This window comes from Streptomyces sp. 71268, assembly GCF_029392895.1.
Lineage (GTDB): Bacteria > Actinomycetota > Actinomycetes > Streptomycetales > Streptomycetaceae > Streptomyces.
The window spans coordinates 5534354-5555846 of the sequence record NZ_CP114200.1; the positions used below are offsets into that span (position 1 = coordinate 5534354).

At 75.2% G+C, this 21493-nt stretch carries 15 protein-coding genes and 1 tRNA gene; 10 read left to right on the top strand and 6 right to left on the bottom strand.

Annotated features, from left to right (window positions below; all coding sequences use genetic code 11):
* Window positions 1-1803 precede the first annotated feature (1803 nt).
* Both OYE22_RS21850 and OYE22_RS21855 read left to right on the top strand, forming a co-directional pair.
* Window positions 1804-3867: a 2Fe-2S iron-sulfur cluster-binding protein gene (locus tag OYE22_RS21850; RefSeq protein ID WP_277324256.1), complete on the top strand. Its 2064-nt coding sequence runs from the start codon at window positions 1804-1806 to the stop codon at window positions 3865-3867.
* Window positions 3864-6203: a molybdopterin cofactor-binding domain-containing protein gene (locus tag OYE22_RS21855; RefSeq protein ID WP_277321985.1), complete on the top strand. Its 2340-nt coding sequence runs from the start codon at window positions 3864-3866 to the stop codon at window positions 6201-6203. Before OYE22_RS21850 ends, OYE22_RS21855 begins: the two co-directional genes overlap by 4 nt.
* Before the next feature lie 168 nt (window positions 6204-6371).
* Here the strand turns inward: OYE22_RS21855 and OYE22_RS21860 are convergent, their stop codons facing one another.
* The gene (locus tag OYE22_RS21860; protein WP_277321986.1) at window positions 6372-7004 is read right to left on the bottom strand and encodes a DUF2867 domain-containing protein; all 633 of its coding nucleotides are present in this window, start codon (window positions 7002-7004) and stop codon (window positions 6372-6374) included.
* 204 nt (window positions 7005-7208) lie between these two features.
* Here OYE22_RS21860 and OYE22_RS21865 point away from each other — a divergent pair, with 204 nt between their 5' ends.
* Window positions 7209-7811, top strand: coding sequence for a TetR/AcrR family transcriptional regulator (locus tag OYE22_RS21865; protein WP_277321987.1), 603 nt, complete (start codon window positions 7209-7211; stop codon window positions 7809-7811).
* Window positions 7812-7925: 114 nt separating this feature from the next.
* Here the strand turns inward: OYE22_RS21865 and OYE22_RS21870 are convergent, their stop codons facing one another.
* The 3 genes from OYE22_RS21870 to OYE22_RS21880 all read right to left on the bottom strand — a co-directional run bounded on the left by OYE22_RS21870 (window position 7926) and on the right by OYE22_RS21880 (window position 13213).
* Window positions 7926-8141 carry an MbtH family protein gene (locus OYE22_RS21870; protein WP_277321988.1) on the bottom strand — a complete coding sequence of 72 codons (216 nt, stop codon included), beginning with the start codon at window positions 8139-8141 and terminating at the stop codon, window positions 7926-7928.
* A gap of 34 nt (window positions 8142-8175) precedes the next feature.
* Window positions 8176-12372, bottom strand: a complete 4197-nt coding sequence (locus OYE22_RS21875) for an amino acid adenylation domain-containing protein (RefSeq protein WP_277321989.1) — start codon at window positions 12370-12372, stop codon at window positions 8176-8178.
* Between the two features lie 421 nt (window positions 12373-12793).
* Entirely contained in the window at window positions 12794-13213 is a 420-nt protein-coding gene (locus OYE22_RS21880; RefSeq protein WP_277321990.1) for a GNAT family N-acetyltransferase, read from the bottom strand.
* A 584-nt stretch (window positions 13214-13797) separates the two neighbouring features.
* Between OYE22_RS21880 and OYE22_RS21885 the strand changes: the two genes are divergently transcribed.
* The gene (locus OYE22_RS21885) at window positions 13798-14139 is read left to right on the top strand and encodes a DUF1330 domain-containing protein (protein ID WP_277321991.1); all 342 of its coding nucleotides are present in this window, start codon (window positions 13798-13800) and stop codon (window positions 14137-14139) included.
* A 113-nt stretch (window positions 14140-14252) separates the two neighbouring features.
* Here OYE22_RS21885 and OYE22_RS21890 read toward each other — a convergent pair.
* Window positions 14253-14324 (bottom strand) — tRNA-Cys (locus OYE22_RS21890).
* Window positions 14325-14776: 452 nt separating this feature from the next.
* Window positions 14777-15682, bottom strand: a complete 906-nt coding sequence (locus tag OYE22_RS21895) for an alpha/beta hydrolase (RefSeq protein ID WP_277321992.1) — start codon at window positions 15680-15682, stop codon at window positions 14777-14779.
* 288 nt (window positions 15683-15970) lie between these two features.
* Here OYE22_RS21895 and OYE22_RS21900 point away from each other — a divergent pair, with 288 nt between their 5' ends.
* The 6 genes from OYE22_RS21900 to OYE22_RS21925 all read left to right on the top strand — a co-directional run bounded on the left by OYE22_RS21900 (window position 15971) and on the right by OYE22_RS21925 (window position 21350).
* Window positions 15971-16876 carry a LysR family transcriptional regulator gene (locus OYE22_RS21900; RefSeq protein WP_277321993.1) on the top strand — a complete coding sequence of 302 codons (906 nt, stop codon included), beginning with the start codon at window positions 15971-15973 and terminating at the stop codon, window positions 16874-16876.
* A 139-nt stretch (window positions 16877-17015) separates the two neighbouring features.
* On the top strand, window positions 17016-17588 hold the full coding sequence (locus tag OYE22_RS21905; protein ID WP_277321994.1) for a cysteine dioxygenase family protein: 573 nt from the start codon (window positions 17016-17018) through the stop codon (window positions 17586-17588).
* A gap of 185 nt (window positions 17589-17773) precedes the next feature.
* On the top strand, window positions 17774-18790 hold the full coding sequence (locus tag OYE22_RS21910) for a putative sulfate exporter family transporter (protein WP_277324257.1): 1017 nt from the start codon (window positions 17774-17776) through the stop codon (window positions 18788-18790).
* Between the two features lie 288 nt (window positions 18791-19078).
* Window positions 19079-20743 (top strand): MFS transporter, encoded by a 1665-nt coding sequence (locus OYE22_RS21915; protein WP_277321995.1) that lies wholly within the window; start codon window positions 19079-19081, stop codon window positions 20741-20743.
* A gap of 32 nt (window positions 20744-20775) precedes the next feature.
* Window positions 20776-20973, top strand: coding sequence for an Arc family DNA-binding protein (locus OYE22_RS21920; protein WP_277321996.1), 198 nt, complete (start codon window positions 20776-20778; stop codon window positions 20971-20973).
* Window positions 20973-21350, top strand: coding sequence for a type II toxin-antitoxin system death-on-curing family toxin (locus OYE22_RS21925; protein WP_187062828.1), 378 nt, complete (start codon window positions 20973-20975; stop codon window positions 21348-21350). Before OYE22_RS21920 ends, OYE22_RS21925 begins: the two co-directional genes overlap by 1 nt.
* Window positions 21351-21493: the final 143 nt, after the last annotated feature.

Below are 21493 nucleotides of genomic sequence, written 5' to 3' on the forward strand. Positions count from 1 at the left end.
GACCTCGGCCACGGCGAGCAGGGCCACCCCGGCCAGCGGGACCCCGCGCACGACCCGTACGGCGACGGCGGGGCGCACGAGGCGGGCGGGGCGGACGCGCAGGGCCAGCCGCACGACCCGCACGCAACCGCGCAGTGGCCGGTGCCCTCCGCGCTCGGCGGGACCGGGCAGTGGACGCTGCCCACCGTCGGCGACGACAGCGTCGAGGAAACCGGCGAATACACCATGAGCGCCTACCGGTTCGGGCTGCCCCCGCACCCGGGAGGCCCGCGGGCCGACCGGCCGCACCCGGGCGAGCCGACGCCGGCCGCCCAAACGCCGGGCGCCGGACCGCAGGACCACGACTCCTACCCGCCCGGCTACCCGACCGACGCGGCCGGCCCCGCCGACTACGGCCACGGGCCCGACCCCGACCAGGCGCCCTACCCGGAGCAGGGGTACGCGGCGCAGGCCGGCCCCGGCGCCGACCAGTCCGAGCCGGGCCACCCCTACGGCGGCCCGGAGCAGGCCCCGTACGCTACCGACCGGCCGGGCTCCGGCCGGCCCGACGACACCGCGGGGCACGGTGTGCCGAACCAGGCCCAGGCCGGCACCGGCCTGCCCGGGCAGCAGTTGGGCGAGCGCCCGGACCCCGGCGAGCGGCAGGGCCCGGCGGCGCAGGACCCGGGACCGCACGAGCCGCACCGCCCGCAGGGCGTTCCGCAGTGGCCGACGCCACCGGCCGGCGACGCGAGCACCGGTCAGTGGCCGGTGGCGGGCGCGGCGGAGCCCGGCGAACCGATGACCGGACAGGCGCCGGAGGCGTACGCGCTCGCCGACCGGTTGGTCGCCCCGTACCGCCCCCGCCCCACGCACCAACCCGAGCAGCCGGAGTACCCCGCGCACCCCGACAGTGCGGAGGCCACCGACGGCGCCGCCGCGCCGGCGGACGACGGCACCGGTCAGCCCGGTCCTGACGCCGGCCAGCCTGGCGGCCCGGCGGCCCAGCACTGGGCGCCCGGGGACGCGGCGACGGACCAGACGGCGGACCAGGCGTCCGCCGAGGACCCGGTCGACGGTGCGGGCCAGGCCGGCGATACGGCCCCGACCGACGAGCGGCCCGCGACCACGGGCGCCGGCCCGGGGCGTCCCGAGGCCGAGCGCGCCGACGCGCCCGGCGCCGCCGCACCCGACGCCCCGCAGGGCGCGCCGGCGCGCGCGGACGAAGCGCCGCACGCCCCGACCGCGCCCGGCGACGGCGTGCGCGCCGACGCCCCCGGGGACGCCCGCGCGCCGCAGGGCGCCGCCGGCGAGCCGGGTGACGTGCCGGCCGCCCGGCTGCCCTGGCCCACGCCCGGCCCGGACGGTCAACTGCCGGACACCTCCGGCCAGTTCGGCTTCCCCGCCGCCCCGTCCACCGCCGCCGGCCCCCGGGTGCCGGCCCAGGGCGACCCCGGCCACGACGGTCCGGCCCAGCCGCCGCACGGGGAGCGGTCGCCGCGGGGCGAGCAGCACTCCGCGCCGGCGCACCCCGGCGCGCCCGGCGTCGATGCGACTCCCGGCGCCGACGCGCACTCCGACGACGCCGGTGACCCGGCCGTCGCGGACCCGCACCAGCCGCCGGCGCCCGCCGCCGCGCCGACCGCCGACGGCGCGACGCACGGGGAGGGCGCGACGCACGGAGACGGCCAGCCGAGCCCCACCGGCGAAGTGGGTGGCGAGGCCGAGCAGTTCGCCGACGCCGCGCACCAGGCCCCGGTCACCGGCGCGCCGACCCCGGCCCCCGAGGCCACCGCCCCGCACACGCCCGCGCAGGGCACCCGTATGCCCGCCCCACCGGTGCAGGGCGCCCCCGTCCCCGGAACGCCGGCGCACGGGACCCCCGCGCCCGGGACCGCGACCCACGGCACCCCGGCGCAGGGCACCCCTGCACAGGGCACCCCCGCGCAGGGCACCCCGGCGCACGGCACGCCCGTCCAGGGCGCCCCCGGCAGCGCGACACCAGCCCAGGGCACGCCGATCGACGGCGCTCCCCCGCACGGCACGCCGCCGCATGGCATTCCGGCGCCCGGCACCCCGCCGCACGGCACCCCGCCGCACGGCACGCCCGCGCAGCCGGACGGCGCGACGGCGCGCGACGGCGCGGCCACCGACGCGCGCACGCCCATCGCCCTCGGCCCGGTCGCCCCCGACGCCGTCCCCGCCGATGCCGCAACCGCCAACGCGGCTCCCGCTGACGCCGGTTCGGCCGGTCCCGGCGCCGGGCACCCGCTCGCGGAGGGCGAGGCGTCCCGTACCGACGCCTCCCACGCGGACGCGCCCCGTACCGAGGCCTCCCGCACCGACGGCGCCGGCTCGAACCTGGCCGGCGCGGCCCTGAGCGGCGCGGAGCCGGGGCACGCCCCGGCCGACCAGGCCCAGGCCGACGCCGAGCCGACCCCCGCCCACCCGCACGCGGAGCCGACCCACGCCGAGCCGGTCCACGCCGAGCCGGCCCACGCCGACGCGGAGTCCGACGCCGACGCGCACCCCGCCGCGATCCCCGGCCCACGCCGGGCCGTGGCGCCCGAGTCGCGGACCGCCGCCGGCGGTGACGCCGGTGCCGACGCCTCGAACGGAGCCGACGCCCCGAGCGGCGCCGAGGCCCCGGCCGAGCCCGGTGCGGGGGAGGGCCCCGGAGTCGCGGCGGTTGGCGATGACGGCCCGGCCGACCAGCCGCGCCCCGAGGTCGCGGGCGACGGCCCCACGGCCGGCCCGGACACGGGCTCCGACGCCGGCCCCGCCGTCGACGCGACCGACCCGGACGCCGCCGAGAGCCCCGAGGACGACGGCCCCGCCGCCGTGCCGGCACCGGCGGGAGCGGACGCGGCCGGCGCCGATGGCGCCGACAGCGCCGAGGTGACGGCGGGCGCGCCCACGTCGGCGGTGTCCGCCGACGCCGACGGGACCGCCGCCGCCCCGACCCCCGAAGCCGCTTCCGGGGCCGCCCCCGCCGACCCGCACACCGAGCACCCGTTGGCCTCGTACGTGTTGCGGGTCAACGGCGCCGACCGGCCCGTGACCGGCGCGTGGATCGGCGAGTCGCTGCTGTACGTGCTGCGCGAGCGGCTCGGCCTCGCGGGTGCCAAGGACGGCTGTTCGCAGGGCGAGTGCGGGGCCTGCTCGGTGCAGGTCGACGGGCGTCTGGTGGCCTCCTGCCTGGTGCCCGCCGCGACCACCGCCGGGTCCGAGGTCCGCACCGTGGAGGGGCTGGCCACCAGCGGGCAGCCCAGCGACGTGCAGCGGGCGCTGGCCGACTCGGGCGCCGTGCAGTGCGGCTTCTGCGTGCCGGGCCTCGCGATGACCGTGCACGACCTGCTGGAGGGCAACCACGCGCCCACCGAGCAGGAGACCCGACAGGCGATCTGCGGCAACCTCTGCCGCTGCTCCGGCTACCGTGGCGTGCTCGACGCCGTACGCGAGGTGGTGGCCGGCCGTGAGGCCGCTGCCGCCGCCGACGAGGCCGCGCACGACAGCCCGGCCGGCGACGGCGGCCCGGCCGCCAACGCCGGCCCCGGCCCCGGTCAGTTCCCGCCGCACGACGCCCCGCACCCCGCCGACCCCTCGGCGGTCCCGGGCGCGTTCCCGGCCGGCTACCCCGGGCACGGCGCACCGCAGGGCGCGCCCGTCGCGTACGACGCCGGGCACGACCCGCTGGGCCAGGGCACGGGCCACACCGCACCCGACTACGCGGGCTACGGCACCAACGGCCACGGCGGTCAGGGCCCCGGTTACGGCGGCCAGGACCCCGCCTACGGCAGTCAGGACATCGCCTACGACGGCCAGGACATCGCCTACGGCGGCGGGGCACTTCACGACGACGGCGGCAGCGGAAGGCAATCGGCATGACGGGAACCGCGGACGGCCACGGCGCCGCCACCGTGCCTGCGACGGTGGTCGGTGCGGTACCGGGGCCGCCGGCACCGCACGGGCTCGGCGTGTCCGTGCCGCCGCTCGACTCCATCGCCAAGACGCAGGGCGTCTTCCCGTACGCCGCCGACCTGTGGGCCGAGGGGCTGCTGTGGGCCGCGGTGCTGCGCTCCCCGCACCCGCACGCGCGCATCGTCTCCATCGACACCTCGGCGGCGAACGCCATGCCCGGCGTGCGGACGGTGGTCACGCACGCGGACGTGCCGGGCGACGCCGCGCACGGGCGTAAGGTCCTGGACCGGCCGGTGTTCGCCACCGACCTGGTGCGCCACCACGGCGAGCCGATCGCCGCTGTGGCCGCCGACCACCCCGACACGGCCCGCCTCGCGGCGGCGGCCATCGCCGTCGAGTACGAGGTCCTCGACCCGGTCACCGACCCGGAGCAGGCGTTCAGCGCCGAGCCGCTGCACCCCGACGGCAACCTGATCCGGCACATCCCGCTCAGCTACGGCGACCCGAGCGTGGTCGGCGACGTCATCGTCGAGGGCGTGTACCGGATCGGGCGCCAGGACCCGGCGCCGATCGGCGCCGAGGCCGGGCTCGCCGTGCCGCGCCCGGACGGTGGCGTGGAGCTGTACACCGCCTCCACCGACCCGCACGCTGACCGCGACCTGGCCGCCGCCTGCTACGGGCTGCCGCCCGAGTTGGTGAAGGTCGTCGTGACCGGCGTGCCGGGCGCCATGGGCGAGCGCGAGGACGCCGGCATGCTGCTGCCGCTCGGCCTGCTCGCGCTGCGCACCGGTCACCCGGTCAAGCTGGCCGCGACCCGCGAGGAGTCCTTCCTCGGGCACGCCCACCGCCACCCCACGCTGCTGCGCTACCGCCACCACGCCGACGCCGAGGGCACGTTGCTCAAGGTCGAGGCGCAGATCCTGCTGGACGCCGGCGCCTACGCCGACACCTCGGCCGACGCGCTGGCCGCCGCCGTCTCCTTCGCCTGCGGCCCGTACGTGGTGCCGCACGCGTTCATCGAGGGCTGGGCGGTGCGCACCAACAACCCGCCGTCGGGCCACGTGCGCGGCGAGGGCGCGATGCAGGTGTGCGCGGCGTACGAGGGCCAGATGGACAAGCTGGCGGCCAAGCTCGGCCTCGACCCGGCCGAGTTGCGGATGCGCAACGTCATGGCCACCGGTGATCTGCTGCCCACCGGCCAGACCGTCACCTGCCCGGCCCCGGTGGCCGACCTGTTGACGGCCGTCCGTGACGAGCCGCTGCCCCCGCTGCCGGGGGACGACGCGGAGGCGGACGAGAGCGAGTGGCCGCTGCCCGGCGGCCCGGACGGAGCGGGCGACCCGGGGGCCGTGCGGCGCGGCGTCGGCTACGGGCTCGGCATGGTGCACATGCTGGGCGCCGAGGGCACCGACGAGGTGTCCACGGCCACCGTCAAGGTGCAGGGCTCGGTGGCCACCGTGGTCTGCGCCGCCGTGGAGACCGGGCAGGGCTTCAGTACGCTGGCCCGGCAGATCGTGCAGGAGACCCTGGGCGTCGAGGAGGTGCACATCGCGCCCGTCGACACCGACCAGCCGCCGGCCGGGCCCGCCGCCCGTGGGCGGCACACCTGGGTGTCGGGCGGCGCGGTGGAGCGGGCCGCGAAGATGGTCCGTACGCAACTCCTCCAGCCGCTGGCGCACAAGTTCGGCATGTCGACGGAGTTGCTGACCATCGCCGACGGCAAGATCACCTCGTACGACGGGGTGCTCAGCACGACCGTGGCCGAGGCGCTTGAGGGCAAGGAGCTGTGGGCCACGGCGCAGTGCCGGCCGCACCCGACGGAGCCGCTGGACGACTCGGGGCAGGGCGACGCGTACGTCGGGCTCGCGTTCTGCGCGATCCGGGCCGTGGTGGACGTGGACGTGGAACTCGGCGCCGTCCGCGTGGTGGAACTGACGGTGGCCCAGGACGTGGGGCGCGCGCTGAACCCGAGGCAGCTCAGGGCGCGTATCGAGGCCGGCGTCACGCAGGGCATCGGCGCCGCCCTCAGCGAGAACCTGCGCACCTCGCGCGGCATCGTCCGCCACCCCGACCTGACGGGCTACGCCCTGCCGACCGCGCTCGACGTGCCCGACATCAAGATCGTGAAGCTGATCGAGGAGCGCGACGTGGTGGCGCCGTTCGGCGCCAAGGCGGTCAGCGCGGTCCCGGTCGTCACCTCCCCGGCGGCGATCGCCTCCGCCGTCCGCGCGGCCACCGGCCGCCCGGTGGGCCGGCTGCCGATCCGGCCCCAGTCGGCCGTCGTGCACGACGAGCGCCGCTAGGCCCGGCCCCGGCGGGCCGGGCCAACCCTCCGGCCCGCCACGCCTCCCAGCCTGACCGCCAGCGCGCCCGGCCACCCGCGCCCGGGTTCGCGGTGGCCGACGGCGCGGCCGTCTCGGTCGGCCGCCACCCGCCGCGCCGGGCAGGGCGGTTGGGGCCGGTCGGATGGGTCAGCTCGGGCCGGTGGTCGTCGGCGGGCCGTTCGCGGCGCGCCGGTTCGGGCGGCCGTGGTCGAGCCAGGCGCGCTCCCACTGGCGGGTCAGCGCCGGGTAGACGACGAGGTACCGGAACGGCAGGATCGCGGCCATGTAGAGCCGGCCGAACAGGCCGTTGTCCTTGACCAGCGCCGCCATGCGCAGTTCGTGTCCGCCGTCGTCGGTCGGTACCCAGCCCAGGTGCATGATGGTGTGGACGGTCTTGTTGCCCAGTTCGCGGGCCGCCTCGTGGTCGAGCTGGTACACCTCGGAGAACGGGTCGGTGCAGGGGGCGGCGTCGTGCGCGGTCCGCGCGAGGTCCGGCGGGAGCCGGTCGCGCAGCGAGGGGACCCGCCCGCCAAGACCCGCCTGGGGAGTGTCCCAGCCGAGCAGGGCGCCGAGCTTCCAGCGCACCGCGAACAGGAACCGGACCGGGGCGGGGGCCTTCCGGGTGTCGTAGGCAGTCTTCAGCGCCTGGAGCATCACGGGGAAGTCGTCGGGCCCGGCGTCAGGCGCGCGGAAGGACCACACGTCCTCGATCCGGAAGTCCCGGGTGAACTCGTGGACCCGCCACGGCTGTGCGGTGTGGGCGGCTTTCGGTATGCGCATCGGTCGTTCCCTCCGAGCGGGTGTGCTGTGCCGATGGGGCCGGAACCGGCGGTCGCTCAGCCGGCCGGCCGCCCGTCGATGGCCGCGACGGCGCCCGCGCGCTCCTGGGCGTGGACGGCGTGCCGGTACGGTCGCGGTGGCATAACGAGACCGGTCGTTTTGGAACTGTCAGTTTCGTTACTCCTGGTTCCGTATGATGCGCCCATGTCCGCTCGAAAGCAAGCACGCAACCCCGGGGGCCGCCCCCGGGACAGCCGCGTCGACGCCGCCGTCGCCGCCGCCGTCCGGGAACTCCTGGTCGAGGTGGGGTACGCGCGACTCACGATGGCCGAGGTGGCCGCGCGGGCCGGCGTCGGCAAGGCGGCGATCTACCGGCGCCACGCCACCAAGCAGGAGATGATCTTCGACGTCCTGCTGCCGGACCGGTTCCTGGCCGTGACGCCCGACCACGGATCGCTCCGGGCCGACCTGGCCGCCGTGCTCGCCGAGGTCGCGGAGGCGATGGCGTCCGCGCCGCCGGGCACGGTCCCCGGCCTGCTGGCCGACGTCCACGCCGACCCCGCGCTCCACGACCGGTTCAACGAGAGGTACCTGGGGGCCCAGCGCCGGACCCTGACGGAGATCCTCGACCACGCGGCGGCGCGCGGCGAACTCACCACCCGCCCCGACCCGGCCGTGCTCAACGCTGTGCTCGTCGGCCCCGCCTTCGCCTGGCTGTTCCTGCTCTCCGAGCCCCCCGCCGGGCTCCCCGCCCTGACCGCGACGCTTCTCGACGCGGCGGTGGCCCTCACGACCCAGGGCACATGAGGGAGCGGGCCGGGCCGCTCCGCGCGACCCGGCCCGCTCGCCGTCGTACGACGGCCTGTTCTGCCAACCGGCCTGTTCCGCCAGCCGGCCTGCTCCGTCAGCCAGCCCGCTCCATCAGCCAGCCTGCTCCGTCAGTCGGCGCAGGCTGGCCGGGCGCAGGTCGCTCCAGTGCTCCTCGACGTACGCCTCGCACGCGGCGCGGCTGTCCTCGGCGTGCGCCACCGTCCAGCCCGGCGGGACGGCGGTGCTGGCGGGCCACAGCGAGTGCTGCTCCTCGGCGTTGACGAGTACGAGGTAGCGGCCGCCCTCGTCGTCGAACGGGTTCGTCATGGGTGGTCCTTCCGTGCGGTGGGGGCTGGAGTGGTCAGTGCGTCAGGGCGGGCCGGTCCGCCACCGAGGGGGAGGCGGTGGCACGCGGGCTGCGCAGCGCGGCGGCCACCACCGGGCCGATGACCGCGACGTGCTCGGGCCGCATCAGGTGGTAGTGCTGCGCCTGGACGTGGTGCACGTCAAGCAGCCCGCCCACGTACGGCTCCCACGCCCGCGGCGTGTGCGCGGGGTCGCGCTGGTGGCCGGGGATGTCCAGGTCGGCGGTGAAGAGCAGCATGTCGCCCGCGTACGCCTCCGGCGTGAACGTGCGCATCAGCTCCAGGTCGTTGCGGAAGATGTCGAGCAGCGGGAAGCTCTCCCGGCCCTCCAGGAGGTGCGCGGGCAGGCCCGTCTCGCGACTGAGGTCGGCCGCCAACTCCTCCTCCGCCGGCGCCCCGGCCGCCTCCGGCTCCGGCGCGGCCAGGTCGCGCCCGCCGACGTCGTCCAGGAGCAGGCCGAGCCACTGCCGCTTGCTGAGCCGCGGCAGGTCGTCGAAGGTGTGCCGGTAGTCGGGGTACGCGTCGAGCACGGCCAGCAGCCCGGTCTCCTCGCCCGCCCGCCGCAACTGGACGGCCATCGAGTGCGCGACCAGCCCGCCGAAGGACCAGCCGAGCAGGTGGTACGGGCCGCTCGGCCGCACGGCGCGGATCTGCGCCAGGTAGTCGGCGGCCATCTCGGCCACCGTCGAGGGATGGCTGCCCGGCTCGCTCAGCGCGCGCGCCTGGAGCACGTACACCGGCTGGTCCACGCCCAGGTGCGGCAGCAGTCCGGAGTAGAGCCAGCCGAGCCCGCCGCCGGGGTGGACGCAGAACAGCGGGGGCCGGGTGCCCTCGGCGCGCAGTGCGAGCAACGGCTCCAGGCCGTGCCGCGCGGCCGGGCCTGACCCCGCCGCCGCCGCGAGCGCCGCGTCCAGGCGGTGCGCCAGGCGCTCGGGGGTCGGCGCGGCGAACAGGTCGCGGATCGTCAGCTCCACGCCGTGCGCCGAGCGGACCCGGCTCACGAGCTGGGAGGCGAGCAGCGAGTGCCCGCCGAGGTGGAAGAAGTCGTCGTCGATGGTGACCGACGGCAGCCCCAGCACCTCGCCGAACAGCCCGCACAGCAACTCCTCGTGCGGGGTGCGCGGCGGCCGGCCGGCGGCGGTGACGGTGACGTCAGGAGCGGGCAGCGCGGCCCGGTCCACCTTGCCGTTGACGTTCAGCGGCAGCGCGTCCAGGACGACGAACGCGGCGGGCACCATGTAGTCGGGCAGCGTGCGGCCGAGCCGCGCGCGCAGGGCCGGGACGTCCAGCGGCGACGCCCCGTTCCCGCCCGCGTCGGCGCCCGACCCCGGGATGCCCGCCACGTCCGCCGTCTCCGCCGTCTCCGCCGTCACGTAGGCGACCAACCGCTGGTCGCCGGGGGTGTCGGCGCGGACGAGGGCCACCGCCTGGGCGACCCCCGGCAGCGCGCGCAACGCGGCCTCGATCTCGCCCAGTTCGATGCGGAAGCCGCGCAGCTTGACCTGGTGGTCGGTGCGGCCGAGGTACTCGACGGCGCCGTCCGCGCGCCAGCGCGCCAGGTCCCCGGTGCGGTACATGCGCTCGCCCGGTACGCCGTACAGGTGCGCGTACGGGTCGGCGACGAACCGGCCGGCCGTCAGCGCCGGGCGGCGGTGGTAGCCGCGGGCCAGTTGCACCCCGGCGAGGTACAGCTCGCCCGGCGCGCCGGGCGGGCACGGCCGCAGCCCCTCGTCCAGGACGTACAGCCGGGTGCCGGCGACCGGCCGCCCGATGGGCACCGGGCCGCTCCCGCCCGGCTCGACCGGGTGGTACGTGACGTCGACGGCGGCCTCGGTCGGCCCGTACAGGTTGTGCAGGCGCGCCTGCGGCAGCTCGGCGTGGAAGCGCTCGGCGGTCTCCCGGGACAGCGCCTCGCCGCTGCAGAAGACGCGGCGCAGGCTCCGGCACCGGGCGGCGTCCGGCTCGGCGAGGAAGACGTCCAGCATCGGCGGCACGAAGTGGGCCGTGGTGATGGACTGCTCCTGGATGACGCGGGCCAGGTAGACCGGGTCCTTGTGGCCGCCGGGGCGGGCCAGCACCAGCGTCGCGCCGGCCAGCAGCGGCCAGAAGAACTCCCACACCGACACGTCGAACCCGGCCGTGGTCTTCTGCAACACCCGGTCGTCGGCGGCCAGTTGGTAGGTGTCCTGCATCCAGCGCAGCCGGTTCACGATGGCCTCGTGCGGCACGGGCACGCCCTTGGGCCGGCCGGTGGAGCCGGAGGTGTAGATCACGTACGCCGGGTGCGCGGGCAGCGGCGCGTGCGGGGGCGGCACGTCGGCGGGCTGGGCGGCGAGCGCCTGCCTGACATCGCTGTCATCGAGGGTGAGCGTCGGTACGTCGGCGGCCGGGCCGACCTCGGGCGCGGCGTCGGAGCGGGTGACCAGCAGGGCGGGCGCCGCGTCGGTGAGCAGGTAGCCGAGGCGCTCGGCCGGGTGGTCGAGGTCGAGCGGCAGGTACGCGGCGCCCGTCTTGAGCACGGCGAGCAGCGTCACGACGAGGTCGGCGGAGCGGGGGAGCGCGACGGCCACGGTCCGCTCGGGCCCGGCGCCGCGCGCGGCGAGCAGGTGCGCCAGGCGGCTCGCCGCCGCGTCCAACTCGGCGTAGCTCAACCGCTCGTCACCGGCGACGACGGCCTGCCGCTCGGGGGTACGGGTCGCCTGCGCGGCGAGCAGCACGGGGAGGGTGTCGGCGGCGGCGCCGGCATCGGTGGCGTCGGCGGCATTGGCGGCGTCGGCGGCATGGGTGGCACCGGTGGTCGCCGCGGCCCCGGAGGCGCCCTCGCCGCCGGTGTCACCCGCCCTGGTGCCGCCGCTCCAGTCGAAGAGGAGGCGCTCGCGTTCCTTAGCGCTCAGCAACTCGATGTCGCCCACGGTGCGCTGCTGCGCGTGCGGGTCGGCGTCGGCGAATTCGGTCACCAGGTCGATGAAGCGACGCCGATGCGTGGCCAGCTCCGCCTCGGAGTACAGGTCGGTGTTGGCGTTGAGGTCGATACGGATACCGGTGCCGTCCGACCGGTCGTACGCCATGATCGCCAGGTCCTCGACCAGCCCGTTGGAGAGGTTGTGCGCGGTGACGCGGTGCCCGTCGTAGGTGAAGTCGTATCCGAAGGACATGATGTTGACGTGCGGGCCGTTGAACCCGCGCCCGCCGTCCGGCAACTGGAGGTCCCGGGCGAGGTCGATCTTCCGGTAACGCTGGTGCCGCAGCGCCTGCCGCACCTCGCGGGAGACCTGCTTGAGCAGGTCGCGTACGCGCGTTTCACCGCGCACCGCGATGCGCAGCGGCAGCAGATTGGCGAACATGCCGGGCACGGTGCGCGTTTCCGCGTCGGTACGCGCCGCGACCGGCAGGCTCAGGATGATGTCGTGCTCGCCGGTGAGGCGGTGCAGGTAGGCGGCGGTCGCCGCGATCATCAATGCCGACCAGTGCGTCCCGGCGGCCCGGGCCGAAGCGCGCAGCCGTACCGCCTCCTCCTCGCTGAGGAATACCGTCTCGCGGATACGGGATTCGAAGACGGTGGCCCGTCGGCCGGCGAGTCGCGCCGGTTCCGGATAGTCGCGAAAGCGCTCGGTCCAGTATTCGCGGTCCTTGGTGAAATCATCCGATGCCCGGTATTGCGCGTCTTTGTCGAGCAACTGCCGCAACGGGCCCAGGGGGGAGGGCGGGGCGTCGGTTCCGGTGGCGAGCGCGGTGTACAGCTCCGCGGTCCTGCGGGCGACGAGGGCACCACCCGCCGCGTCCGTGACGATGTGGTGCAGCCCCTGGTACCAGGCGTACCGCTCCGGCTCCAGCTTGAACAGCGCGTACCGGAACAGCGGGTCGCGGGTGAGGTCGAGGACGCGCGCGAGGTCGGCCCGCATCCACTCCTCGGCCGCCGCGTCCGGGTCGTCCTCGGCGCTGACGTCGAGGACGGGGAAGTCCCATTCGGTGATCGGCTCGTACACCTGCCAGGGAATTCCGCCGTCGTCACCGAACCGCGTGTTGAGCGGCTCGGCCTCCGCGACGGCCTGCCGCATAGCCTTTTCCATCAGCCCGGCGTCGACCGGGCCATGTATCTCTATGTACTCGCCGATCCGGAACTGGGTGCTCTCCGGGTCGAGCTGCTGGCTGAACCAGATCTCGTTCTGTCCGTTGGACAGCGGGAGTCGCATTTCGCGAGTCTCAGACCGCAAAACTTTCACCTCGTGCGCTAGCGAAATGGAGGGATTCGGCCCGGTCGTTGGCCGATGTTCAGCCACCACAACGACGGGTAAGCCGCACGATGATCTTAAGAGCCAAACCGCGCCATGGTGGCCACCGAGAGGGGGAATCAGGCCACATCGTAGGGGTTGCCAGCGAAGTCCCCTGAGTTTATGAGGATGATGAAACTGTTCCGTGACGGCCGCGTGAATAGAGTTTGCAGGACCGTGTTGACCAATATCTCGCTAGGGGTGCCATAGGGGTCTATTTAGGGGGATCGGTTACGGGTAGTAACAAGTGGCCTGGCGTCGGTGGGTGACACCTCGCGTAGGCCACATTTCCCATTCCCCTGCTGTATTGCTCGCGTTTCGGGCGATGTGGTTCGGTCGTGGTTCAGCCGTGGTTCCGGAACGACCACGTGAGCGCCACGAAGTCCTCCTCGTCCGCGGCTCCCGCCCCGCGGTAGGTGGCGAGCGCCGCCGTGTTGTCGCGTTCCGTACCGACCCACATGCCGTAGCACCCCCGCTCCCGCGCCAGCTCCGCCAGCGCCCGGACCAGCGAGCCCCCGACGCCGCGCCGCCGATACGCCGGGTCCACCGAAAGTTCATACAGGAACATCTCGGTTCCCTTGTCGGGGTGGGTGGTCTCCACGCCGGTGATCATTCCGACGGGCCGTTCCGCCACGTAGGCGATCAGCAGGTGATGCCCCGGCTCATGCAGAAAACGCTCCGCCGCGCCGACCCGGGCCGGCCCGTCGAAAAGGTGCTCGGCCGCGACCACCTCACGAATTTCCCCAGCCCGCCGAATCTCCACGCCACCGCCCCTTCCTCACCGCACCGGCAGCGAATACCGGGCACGGAATGCGGAGAATAGCGGAGCGGGTGGCGTGTGCGGGTGGCAATTTCCGGGGGCGGGTGGGTGTCTGGCGAGGGCGGTGCGTCACTCGGCTCCCGACCGGCCGGGCGGTCGGGTGACGATGGTTGCCGGCTGTGGCGTGGGTCGCTCGCGGTGGCGACGTACGGTCTCCGAGCGGCTGACGGGGGCGGCCCTGACGCGCGGCCGGCGTTGCGACGGGGGCGCCGGGGTCAAAGGGGGCCGCCGCTCGGCCTTCCGAGGCGTCCCAGGCTCGGATCGAAGCAGCGATGAAGGGAATGCACCCCCAAGGACCGCAGCGGGCGCCCGTTGGCAGGGCCGCGCTACGAGCCCCAGTGTGACCAGCCCGCCGGCACGTCGTCGCCGCCCGGCCGCCCCCGGCATCGCACACCCCCACCCCGACGCGCACGGCGACAACGCCCCCCGGCGCCCCGCAATTACCCCCGAGGTAATCGCTCCACCCAGCCGCCCCCACTACCTTCTGGGCCTTGCCCAGCCCCCGCTCTGAACGAAGGTGATCCGTGATGACCGCGTACGGCTTCGCTCATCTCCGCAGCCGTCGGAATCACTCCGACATCATCGAGTACCTGGAGCGCATTCAGGCGACGCTCGACCCCTTCGCCGGGCGGTTCGTCATTCACGGGCCGCCGGCCGACGTTCTGGAAGGTACGTGGCCCGGCAGCATGGTGTTGATCGAGTTCCCGAGCCTCGACGATGCGCGCGCCTGGTACGAATCGCCCGCCTATCAGGCCATTCTGCGGCTGCGTACCGATCACATCGAGGGTGACGTGGTGCTGGTCGAGGGCGTCGGGCCGGACTACGACCCGGCCGAGCGGGCCCGCGCGTTGCGCGCGGAGGCCGGCTGAGTGGTACGGGGAGAAACCCGCCGCCGTGGAGGGGAATTCCCCGCCGCACAGGCAGACCCTGCGGCGGGGGAAATCCTCATCGCGGGGAGAGAACGAGGAATCCTCGTACGAAGAGGCCGTGGCGGGAATCGAACCCACGTAACTCGCTTTGCAGGCGAGCCCCTAAACCACTCGGGCACACGGCCGGGCTTCCGGTGTGGGTTCCGGTTCCGCTCCGTGGGGAGGGAATCGGATCGTTCACCGGGGGTGTCGCGGTGTTGCTGAGATGACTAAAGCCGGTGCGGGTCGGGTTGGTCAACGAGTGCGCGGCGCTTGCCATGTGACCGCAACACGGCCGCCACGATCGACTGCGGCCCCCGAGGCGGCGAGCCCCCTGGTGAGGCGAGGTCCGGCCGCCGCGCGGGCCCGAAGTGGGGCCCTCGCGGGCGTGCGCGATGGGGCAGGCCGGGTTGCCCGATCGGCCCCCGGCCCCGGCACCCTCACCCGCCTCCGCCGCCGTCCGCTCCGGAGTCCGCCCCGCGTAGGCGCCCGCGCGCGAGAGCCCGCCACTCCCGTACGGCCGCCGTCGCGCCCCCCACAGACACACCCGCACGGACCGAGTCCCGCCACCCCCACCCCCGGTGCCGCCCGGCAGGGCCTACGCGCCGCGAACGAAGTCCTCCACCGTCGTGCGGAAGAGGTCCGGCGCGTCCACCCACGGGAAGTGGCCGACCTCGGGGAGGGCGCGGGCGCTGGCGTGGGCGAGGGAGGCGGCGACGAGTTCGCCAGCGCGTACGCCGGTCACGCCGTCCCGGGCGCCGGTCACCACGAGCGCCGGGCAGCGCACCGCCTCCAGCCGTTCCACCAGCGCGAGGCGGGCCGCCTCGTCCACGCCCTGCCAGAAGCCGGCCCGTGGGACGGGGCCGAGTTGGGCGCCCTCGCTCGCCGCGTGCGCCTGCTGCGGCTCCTCCCAGCGGCCGTACGCCAGCGGCGCGGCGCGGCGTAGCAGGTCGCGTACGTCGTCCAGGTCGGAGGCGGTGGGCAGGGCCTGGACCGCCGCGTACGCGTCCTCCCACCAGGGCTCGTCGGAGCGGGCCTCGAAGATCTCGCGGGCGTCGTCGGGGAGTTCGCCCTGGAGCCGGGCGCCCGGGCAGACCAGGACGAGGTGGCTGAGCCGTTCGGGGTGGGCCGCGGCGTACGCCTGGGCCGTGGCCGCCGCGGCGTCGTGGGCGAGCAGCGCGAACCGCTCAAGGCCGAGGTGCTGGCGCAGGGCCTCCAGGTCCTGGGCGAGGCGGGGGAACGCGTAGCCGCTCGGGTCGGTGGCGGGCGGCGAGGCGCCGGTGCCACGGCTGTCGGGGACGACCAGCGGCCGGTGCTCGTCGAGCCCACCGAGGTCGCCGAGGTACGCGGCGTCCCGGCCGGGGCCGCCGGCGAGGCAGACCAGCGGCGGCGCGGCGGCCCCGTCGCGCGGGCCGAGGACGCGGTAGGCGAGTTCGGCGCCGTCGTACGAGGCGTACCGGTGCGCGCCGGGGCGCAGGGCGTGCGGTGCGGTGGCATGCGACATTCGTCCAGCTTGCCGCATCCGCCCGCCCGCCCCGCGCGGCGTGCGCGCGGGGCGCGTCGTCCCAGCGCGCGGGGCCGACGGGGGCCCGGGACACGGGGCTGGCGGGTTACGGCGGGCTGGGCCGGTGGCGTCGTTGGCGGGCCGGAGCGGGGGAGGGGCACGCCGGGTGCGCGGCTCCGGCCTGCGGCTTGGTGCGGGTGGGGCGCCAGAGGCGCGAATCAGGGGCCCTTCTATACGCGTAACGAGGGGATCTGCCGCTCTACCCCAACTTCTGCTTATGATGAAGGCGTGTTCGATTCCCGGCACATCCACACGTTCCGCGAGGTTCTGCAAGCCGGCTCGTACTCCGGCGCGGCCCGCGCGCTCGGCTATACGCAGCCCGCGATCACACAGCAGATGAAGGCTCTGGAACGGGACGTCGGCACCGCCCTGTTCACCCGCGTCGGCCGGCAAATGCGGTTGACCGAGGCGGGCGAGGCGCTGGCCCGGCATGCCGACGTCATCCTCGACACCATCGCCACGGCCCAGCAGCAGATGGACGCCATCACCCGGCTGCGCGCGGGCCGGGTGCGGGTGTGCGCCTTCCCCAGCGCCAGCGCGACGCTGATACCCGAGGTCATGGCCTCGCTCGCGGTCGGCCACCCGGGCGTGCGGGTGGAACTCCTGGAGGGCGAGCCGCCCGAGTCGCTGGGCCGCCTCGCGCGCGGCGAGTGCGACATCACGCTGGCCTTCACCTACCCCGGCCTGCACGAGGAGGTGCCGGACGAGGTGGTGGAGGTGCGCCTGTTCGAGGACCAGCTCACCATCCTGCTGCCCACGGGGCACCCGCTGGCCAGGCGGCGCGCGGTCAAGCTCATCGACCTGGCCGAGGAACGGTGGATCGCCGGCTGCCTGCGATGTCGGGCCAACTTCCTGCACGAGTGCGCCGAGCAGGGCTTCGCGCCCGACATCGCCTTCACCTCCGACGACAACCTGGTCGTGCAGAGCCTGGTCGCGGCGGGCGTGGGGGTGGCCATGATGCCCTCGCTGGTGCTGTCCTTCCTGTGCCACCAGAAGGTCGCGGGCCGGGCCCTGGACCCCGCCTCACGCCGGCAGGTCTCGGCGTACGTGCTCCGCGAGCACCTGCGCGTCCCGGCCACCGCGCTGGTCCTCGACGAACTGCGGGCCGCCGCCGAGCGCCGCGTCGGCTGCTGACCCGTTCCCCTCTCCTTCCGTACCTCCCCCGCCGCCGATCGCGCGGTCCGTGCGCGCGGTCCATCCATAAGCGCGGGCCCCGGTGCGGCCAAGGAACTGTTGTTAGACGGCGCGCGGGGGGCGGCGTGACGCTTCGAGCATGCGTACTCCGACCGCCCCCACGCCCTTCAGGGCCGCACGCACGACCGCGCGTCTCGACGCCCTCGTCGAGGACGTGCGGGAGGCCGTGGGTCGGGGCCTGCCGCCGGACCTGACGGCCTACCTGGTGGGCGAACGGCTCGGCCCCCACCTCACCTGTCCCGACCTCCTCACCGACGAGCAGCGCGAGGGCGACCCCGACACCTACCGGCAGCACCTGCTCTACGCCGAGCGGGACGGCAGCTTCTCCGTCGTGGCCCTGGTGTGGCTGCCGGGCCAGCGGACGTCCATCCACGACCATGTGTCCTGGTGCGTGACCGGGGTGCACGAGGGCGAGGAGAGCGAGCGCCGCTACCGCCTGGTCTCCGACGGCGCCACCTCGCGCCTGGTGGCCACCCAGGACGTCGTCAACCCGCTCGGCTCGGTGTGCGGGTTCGCGCCCCCCGGCGACATCCACCGGGTGTGCAACACCGGTACCGAGACCGCCATCTCGATCCACATCTACGGGGCCGACATCGCGCGGCTCGGCACCAGCGTGCGCCGCGTGTACGAGCTGCCCGCGGACGAGCTGTGAGCCGGCCGCGCTCGGCCCACCCGACCCCGCTATGGGTGCACCTACGCCCCCACCCGCGCCCCGCGAGCGCCCTGCCCGCCCCACCCCGGGCGGCGGCCGCGCTGCCCCCGCCGCCCGGCACGCCTGCCCGATCGAACACCGGGCGGGGCGAGCAGCCGCCGCCCCGGCGTGCCCGTTCGGACAAGCTGGGCGGCCTGGCGCTGGCCGCCGGTGGCGTCGCCGTGGCCTGGGGCGCGCACCAACTGCTGCCCGCCGTGCCGATGTTGACCATCGCGGTGGTGCTCGGCGTGGTCGCGGCGCACGTGCGCGGCGTGCGCGCGCTGGTACGGGGACGCTGCCGCCCCGGCCTGTCGTACGCCGGCAAGCGGCTGATGCGACTGGGCATCGTGCTGCTCGGCCTCAAGCTGAGCCTGGACGACGTGCTCGGCCTCGGCTGGGCGACGGTGGGCATGGTGTTCGCCGTGGTCGGGGCGACCTTCTTCGGCACCCTGTGGCTCGGCCGCAAGCTCGGCCTGCGCGGTGACCAGCCGCTGCTGATCGCCACCGGCTACTCGATCTGCGGCGCGTCCGCGATCGGCGCGGTCAGCGAGGCGTCCGACAGCGACGAGCGGGACGTGGCGACCTCGGTGGCCCTGGTGACCCTGTGCGGCACCCTCGCCATCGCCGTACTGCCACTGCTGCAACACCCGCTCGGGCTCAGTGACGCGGAGTTCGGCCGCTGGGCCGGGGCCAGTGTGCACGACGTGGGGCAGGTGGTGGCCACCGCGCAGACCGCGGGCTCCGCCGCGCTCGGCGACGCGGTGCTGGTCAAGCTCATGCGCGTGGCGATGCTCGCGCCCCTGGTGGCGGCCGTCGCTCTGTCCGTACGGGCCCGGGCCCGCTCCCGTAGCGGTGCCGCCACCGACTCGACCACCACGACCTCCACTCAGTCCGCCCCGCGCCGCCCGCCGCTGGTGCCCCTGTTCGTCGCCGGCTTCCTGGCGATGGTCGCCCTGCGCAGCACCGGCGCGCTGCCCGGCGCCGCCATCGACGTCGCCGGGCACGCGCAGGAACTCCTGCTGGCCGCCGCCCTGTTCGGCCTCGGCAGCGCGGTGCACCTGCCCACGTTGGCCCGCACGGGCGGCCGGGTCGCCGCGCTCGGCCTGTGCTCGTGGGTGGTGATCGGGGGCGTCTCGTACGCGGGCGTCCTGCTGACGGCGTAGCGGCCCGGCCCGCGCGGACTCCTCCCGCCGCGCACCGGGCCGCCGCCAGGCGCCGGGCCCACCACCCCCGGGCCCGGGCCGCGTCCGGTGCCGGGCCCGGGAGCGTACGGCCGTACGAGCCCCGGGCCCGGCACCGTCGCCCCGCGCGGGGGCCTCGTGTGGGGCGTGCCGGTCTTCCGTACGGCCGCGCCGCGCCGCGAAGGACACCGAGGTCGTAGGCCCGATGGCCGAGCGGAACACCGCCTTCAGACAGGGGTCAACGCGGTTCGTGGCCCTTACTCTGACGCCATGACCGACCTCGATCCGCGCTCCGTGGATGCCGGCGCGGCCCCTTCACCCGCCGGCGGCGCGGGTGTCGTCCGGGCCGCCGGCGGCATATCCGGCGCCGCACCCGTCACCTCCGCCCCACCCGGCCCCTCCCACCCCGCGCCCGACGTCGCCGTGTCCTCCGAAGCCAGACCCCGGGACGAGACCCGAGAGGGGGCCGACGCCAGGGCCCAGGACGGGGCCCAGGGCGGGGTCCGGGACGAGACCCGTGACGGGGCCGGCGACGAGATCCCCGCGAGCGAGGCCACCGTCTTCAGCCGGGCCTACCGCGCGCTCACCCTCGGCATCATCTCCGTCGTCTCGCTCATCGCCTTCGAGGCGAGCGCGGTCACCACGGTCATGCCGGTGGCGGCCGAGCGGCTCGACGGCGTGGAGCTGTACGCCTTCGCCTTCTCCGGCTACTTCACCGCCAGCCTGTTCGCCATGACGCTCTCCGGCGAGTGGTGCGACCGCAGGGGACCGCTGGCGCCGCTGTTCGCCGGGGTCGCCGCGTTCGGCGCGGGGCTGGTCGTCGCGGGCTCGGCCACCCAGATGTGGATGTTCATCGCCGGCCGCGGCGTCCAGGGCGTCGGCGGCGGCCTGGTCATCGTGTCGCTGTACGTCGTCGTCGGCCGCGCCTTCCCGCAGCGGCTTCAGCCCGCCGTGCTCGCCTCGTTCTCCACCGCCTGGGTGCTGCCCGTGATCGTCGGCCCGGTGGTGGCCGGCACGATCGCCGAGCACGTCGGGTGGCGCTGGGTCTTCCTCGGCATGCCCGTCCTGGTGCTGCTGCCGCTGATGGTGATGCTGCCCGCGCTGCGCAAGCTGCCGCCCGGCGAGCACAGCGCGGCGATGGACCGCCGCCGCATCCTGCTGGCCCTCGCGGTCGCGGCCGGGGCCGGGCTGCTCCAGTTCGCCGTACAGGACCTGCGCTGGCTCTCGCTGCTGCCCGGCGTCGCCGGCGCCGCGCTGCTCGTGCCGTGCGTCCTGCGGCTGCTGCCCACCGGAACCTTCCGCGCCGCGCGCGGGCTGCCGTCGGTGGTGCTGCTGCGCGGCCTGGCGGCCGGCACCTTCCTGGGCGCCGAGTCCTTCGTACCGCTGATGCTGGTCACCGAGCGCGGCCTGTCCCCGACCATGGCCGGCCTCTCGCTCACCGGCGGCGGCCTGACCTGGGCGCTCGGCTCGTACGCGCAGAGCCGGCCGCGCCTGGACGCGCACCGGGAGCGGCTGATGGGCCTGGGCATGCTGATGATCGCGCTGTCCATCGCGCTGGCGGCCACCGCGCTGATCGACGGGGTGCCCGCGTGGATCGTCGCCGCCTCCTGGGTCATCGGCGGCTTCGGCATGGGCGTGACGATCTCCGGCGGCAGCGTGCTGCTGCTCAAGCTCTCCCGCCCGGAGGACTCGGGCACCAACGCGGCGTCCCTCCAGGTCTCCGACGCGCTCGGCAACATCTCGCTGGTCGGCGCGAGCGGCGTGCTCTTCGTCGCCTTCGGCGGCGGCTCCGCCACGGTCAGCACACACGACGCGGCCGACGCCGCCGGCTCCGGCGGCCACCCGGCCGCCTTCGCCGCGGTCCTGCTCGGCATGGCCGCGATGGCCCTGGTCGGAGCGTTCGTGACGACGCGGCTGCGGCCGGGGAAGGCGTAGTATGGCGTGGTACCACGTGGTACCGTGCCGCTATGGCTGCACTTAACCTGCGTTTCACGGAAGAAGAGCTCGACGCCCTCAGGGAACGCGCGGAAGCTGAGGGGCGCAGCATGCAGGCGTTCGCTCACGACGCCGTGATGGCCGCCATAAACGAACACTCCCGGCTCTACAACGAGGCCGCCGATCACGTGCTGAAGGTCAGCGCCGAGCTGAACCGGAGGCTCGCCTGATGAAGTTCCTGGACCTGCCCCAGTTGCTGGGGCTCGCCCAGCGTCTCGGGGAGAGCGAGGTGCGCGACTACGGATTGCTGGAGTCCGCACTCGCTCGCCCCCAGGCCAGCGTGTTCGGTCAGGACGCGTACCCCGACGTGTGGCAGAAGGCCGCCGCGCTGATGGAGTCGCTGGCCCGAAACCACGCCATGGTGGACGGCAACAAGCGCCTCGCCTGGTACGCGACCTGGGTCTTTCTGCACGTCAATGGCCATCCGCTGGTCGAGGGCTTCGACGTGGACGAGGCCGAGCGCTTCGTCTTGAACGTGGCCCAGGGAGAGCTGGACGTACCCAAAATCGCGGAATTGCTGCCGCGATTCGCGGCTTCCTCGGCGTAAACACCCTCGCCCCGGCGCGACGGGGGCGAGGGAGTGTGACCTGAGTCCCACCCCCGCCCCACCACCCCCGTACGCCCGTGCCGGGGGTGGTGGCACGGGTAGGCTGACGCGGTTGCCGATCCCGAGCCAGCCCGACGGAGACC

Bases quoted from the DNA above. Each gene is read 5' to 3' on its own strand.
- OYE22_RS21865 (WP_277321987.1), top strand. From the start codon at position 7,209: ATGTCCGCTCGAAAGCAAGCACGCAACCCCGGGGGCCGCCCCCGGGAC.
- OYE22_RS21860 (WP_277321986.1), bottom strand. From the start codon at position 7,004: ATGCGCATACCGAAAGCCGCCCACACCGCACAGCCGTGGCGGGTCCAC.
- OYE22_RS21905 (WP_277321994.1), top strand. From the start codon at position 17,016: ATGCGTACTCCGACCGCCCCCACGCCCTTCAGGGCCGCACGCACGACC.
- OYE22_RS21895 (WP_277321992.1), bottom strand. From the start codon at position 15,682: ATGTCGCATGCCACCGCACCGCACGCCCTGCGCCCCGGCGCGCACCGG.
- OYE22_RS21870 (WP_277321988.1), bottom strand. From the start codon at position 8,141: ATGACGAACCCGTTCGACGACGAGGGCGGCCGCTACCTCGTACTCGTC.
- OYE22_RS21925 (WP_187062828.1), top strand. From the start codon at position 20,973: ATGAAGTTCCTGGACCTGCCCCAGTTGCTGGGGCTCGCCCAGCGTCTC.
- OYE22_RS21915 (WP_277321995.1), top strand. From the start codon at position 19,079: ATGACCGACCTCGATCCGCGCTCCGTGGATGCCGGCGCGGCCCCTTCA.
- OYE22_RS21875 (WP_277321989.1), bottom strand. From the start codon at position 12,372: ATGCGACTCCCGCTGTCCAACGGACAGAACGAGATCTGGTTCAGCCAG.
- OYE22_RS21855 (WP_277321985.1), top strand. From the start codon at position 3,864: ATGACGGGAACCGCGGACGGCCACGGCGCCGCCACCGTGCCTGCGACG.
- OYE22_RS21850 (WP_277324256.1), top strand. From the start codon at position 1,804: ATGCCCGCCCCACCGGTGCAGGGCGCCCCCGTCCCCGGAACGCCGGCG.
- OYE22_RS21920 (WP_277321996.1), top strand. From the start codon at position 20,776: ATGGCTGCACTTAACCTGCGTTTCACGGAAGAAGAGCTCGACGCCCTC.
- OYE22_RS21885 (WP_277321991.1), top strand. From the start codon at position 13,798: ATGACCGCGTACGGCTTCGCTCATCTCCGCAGCCGTCGGAATCACTCC.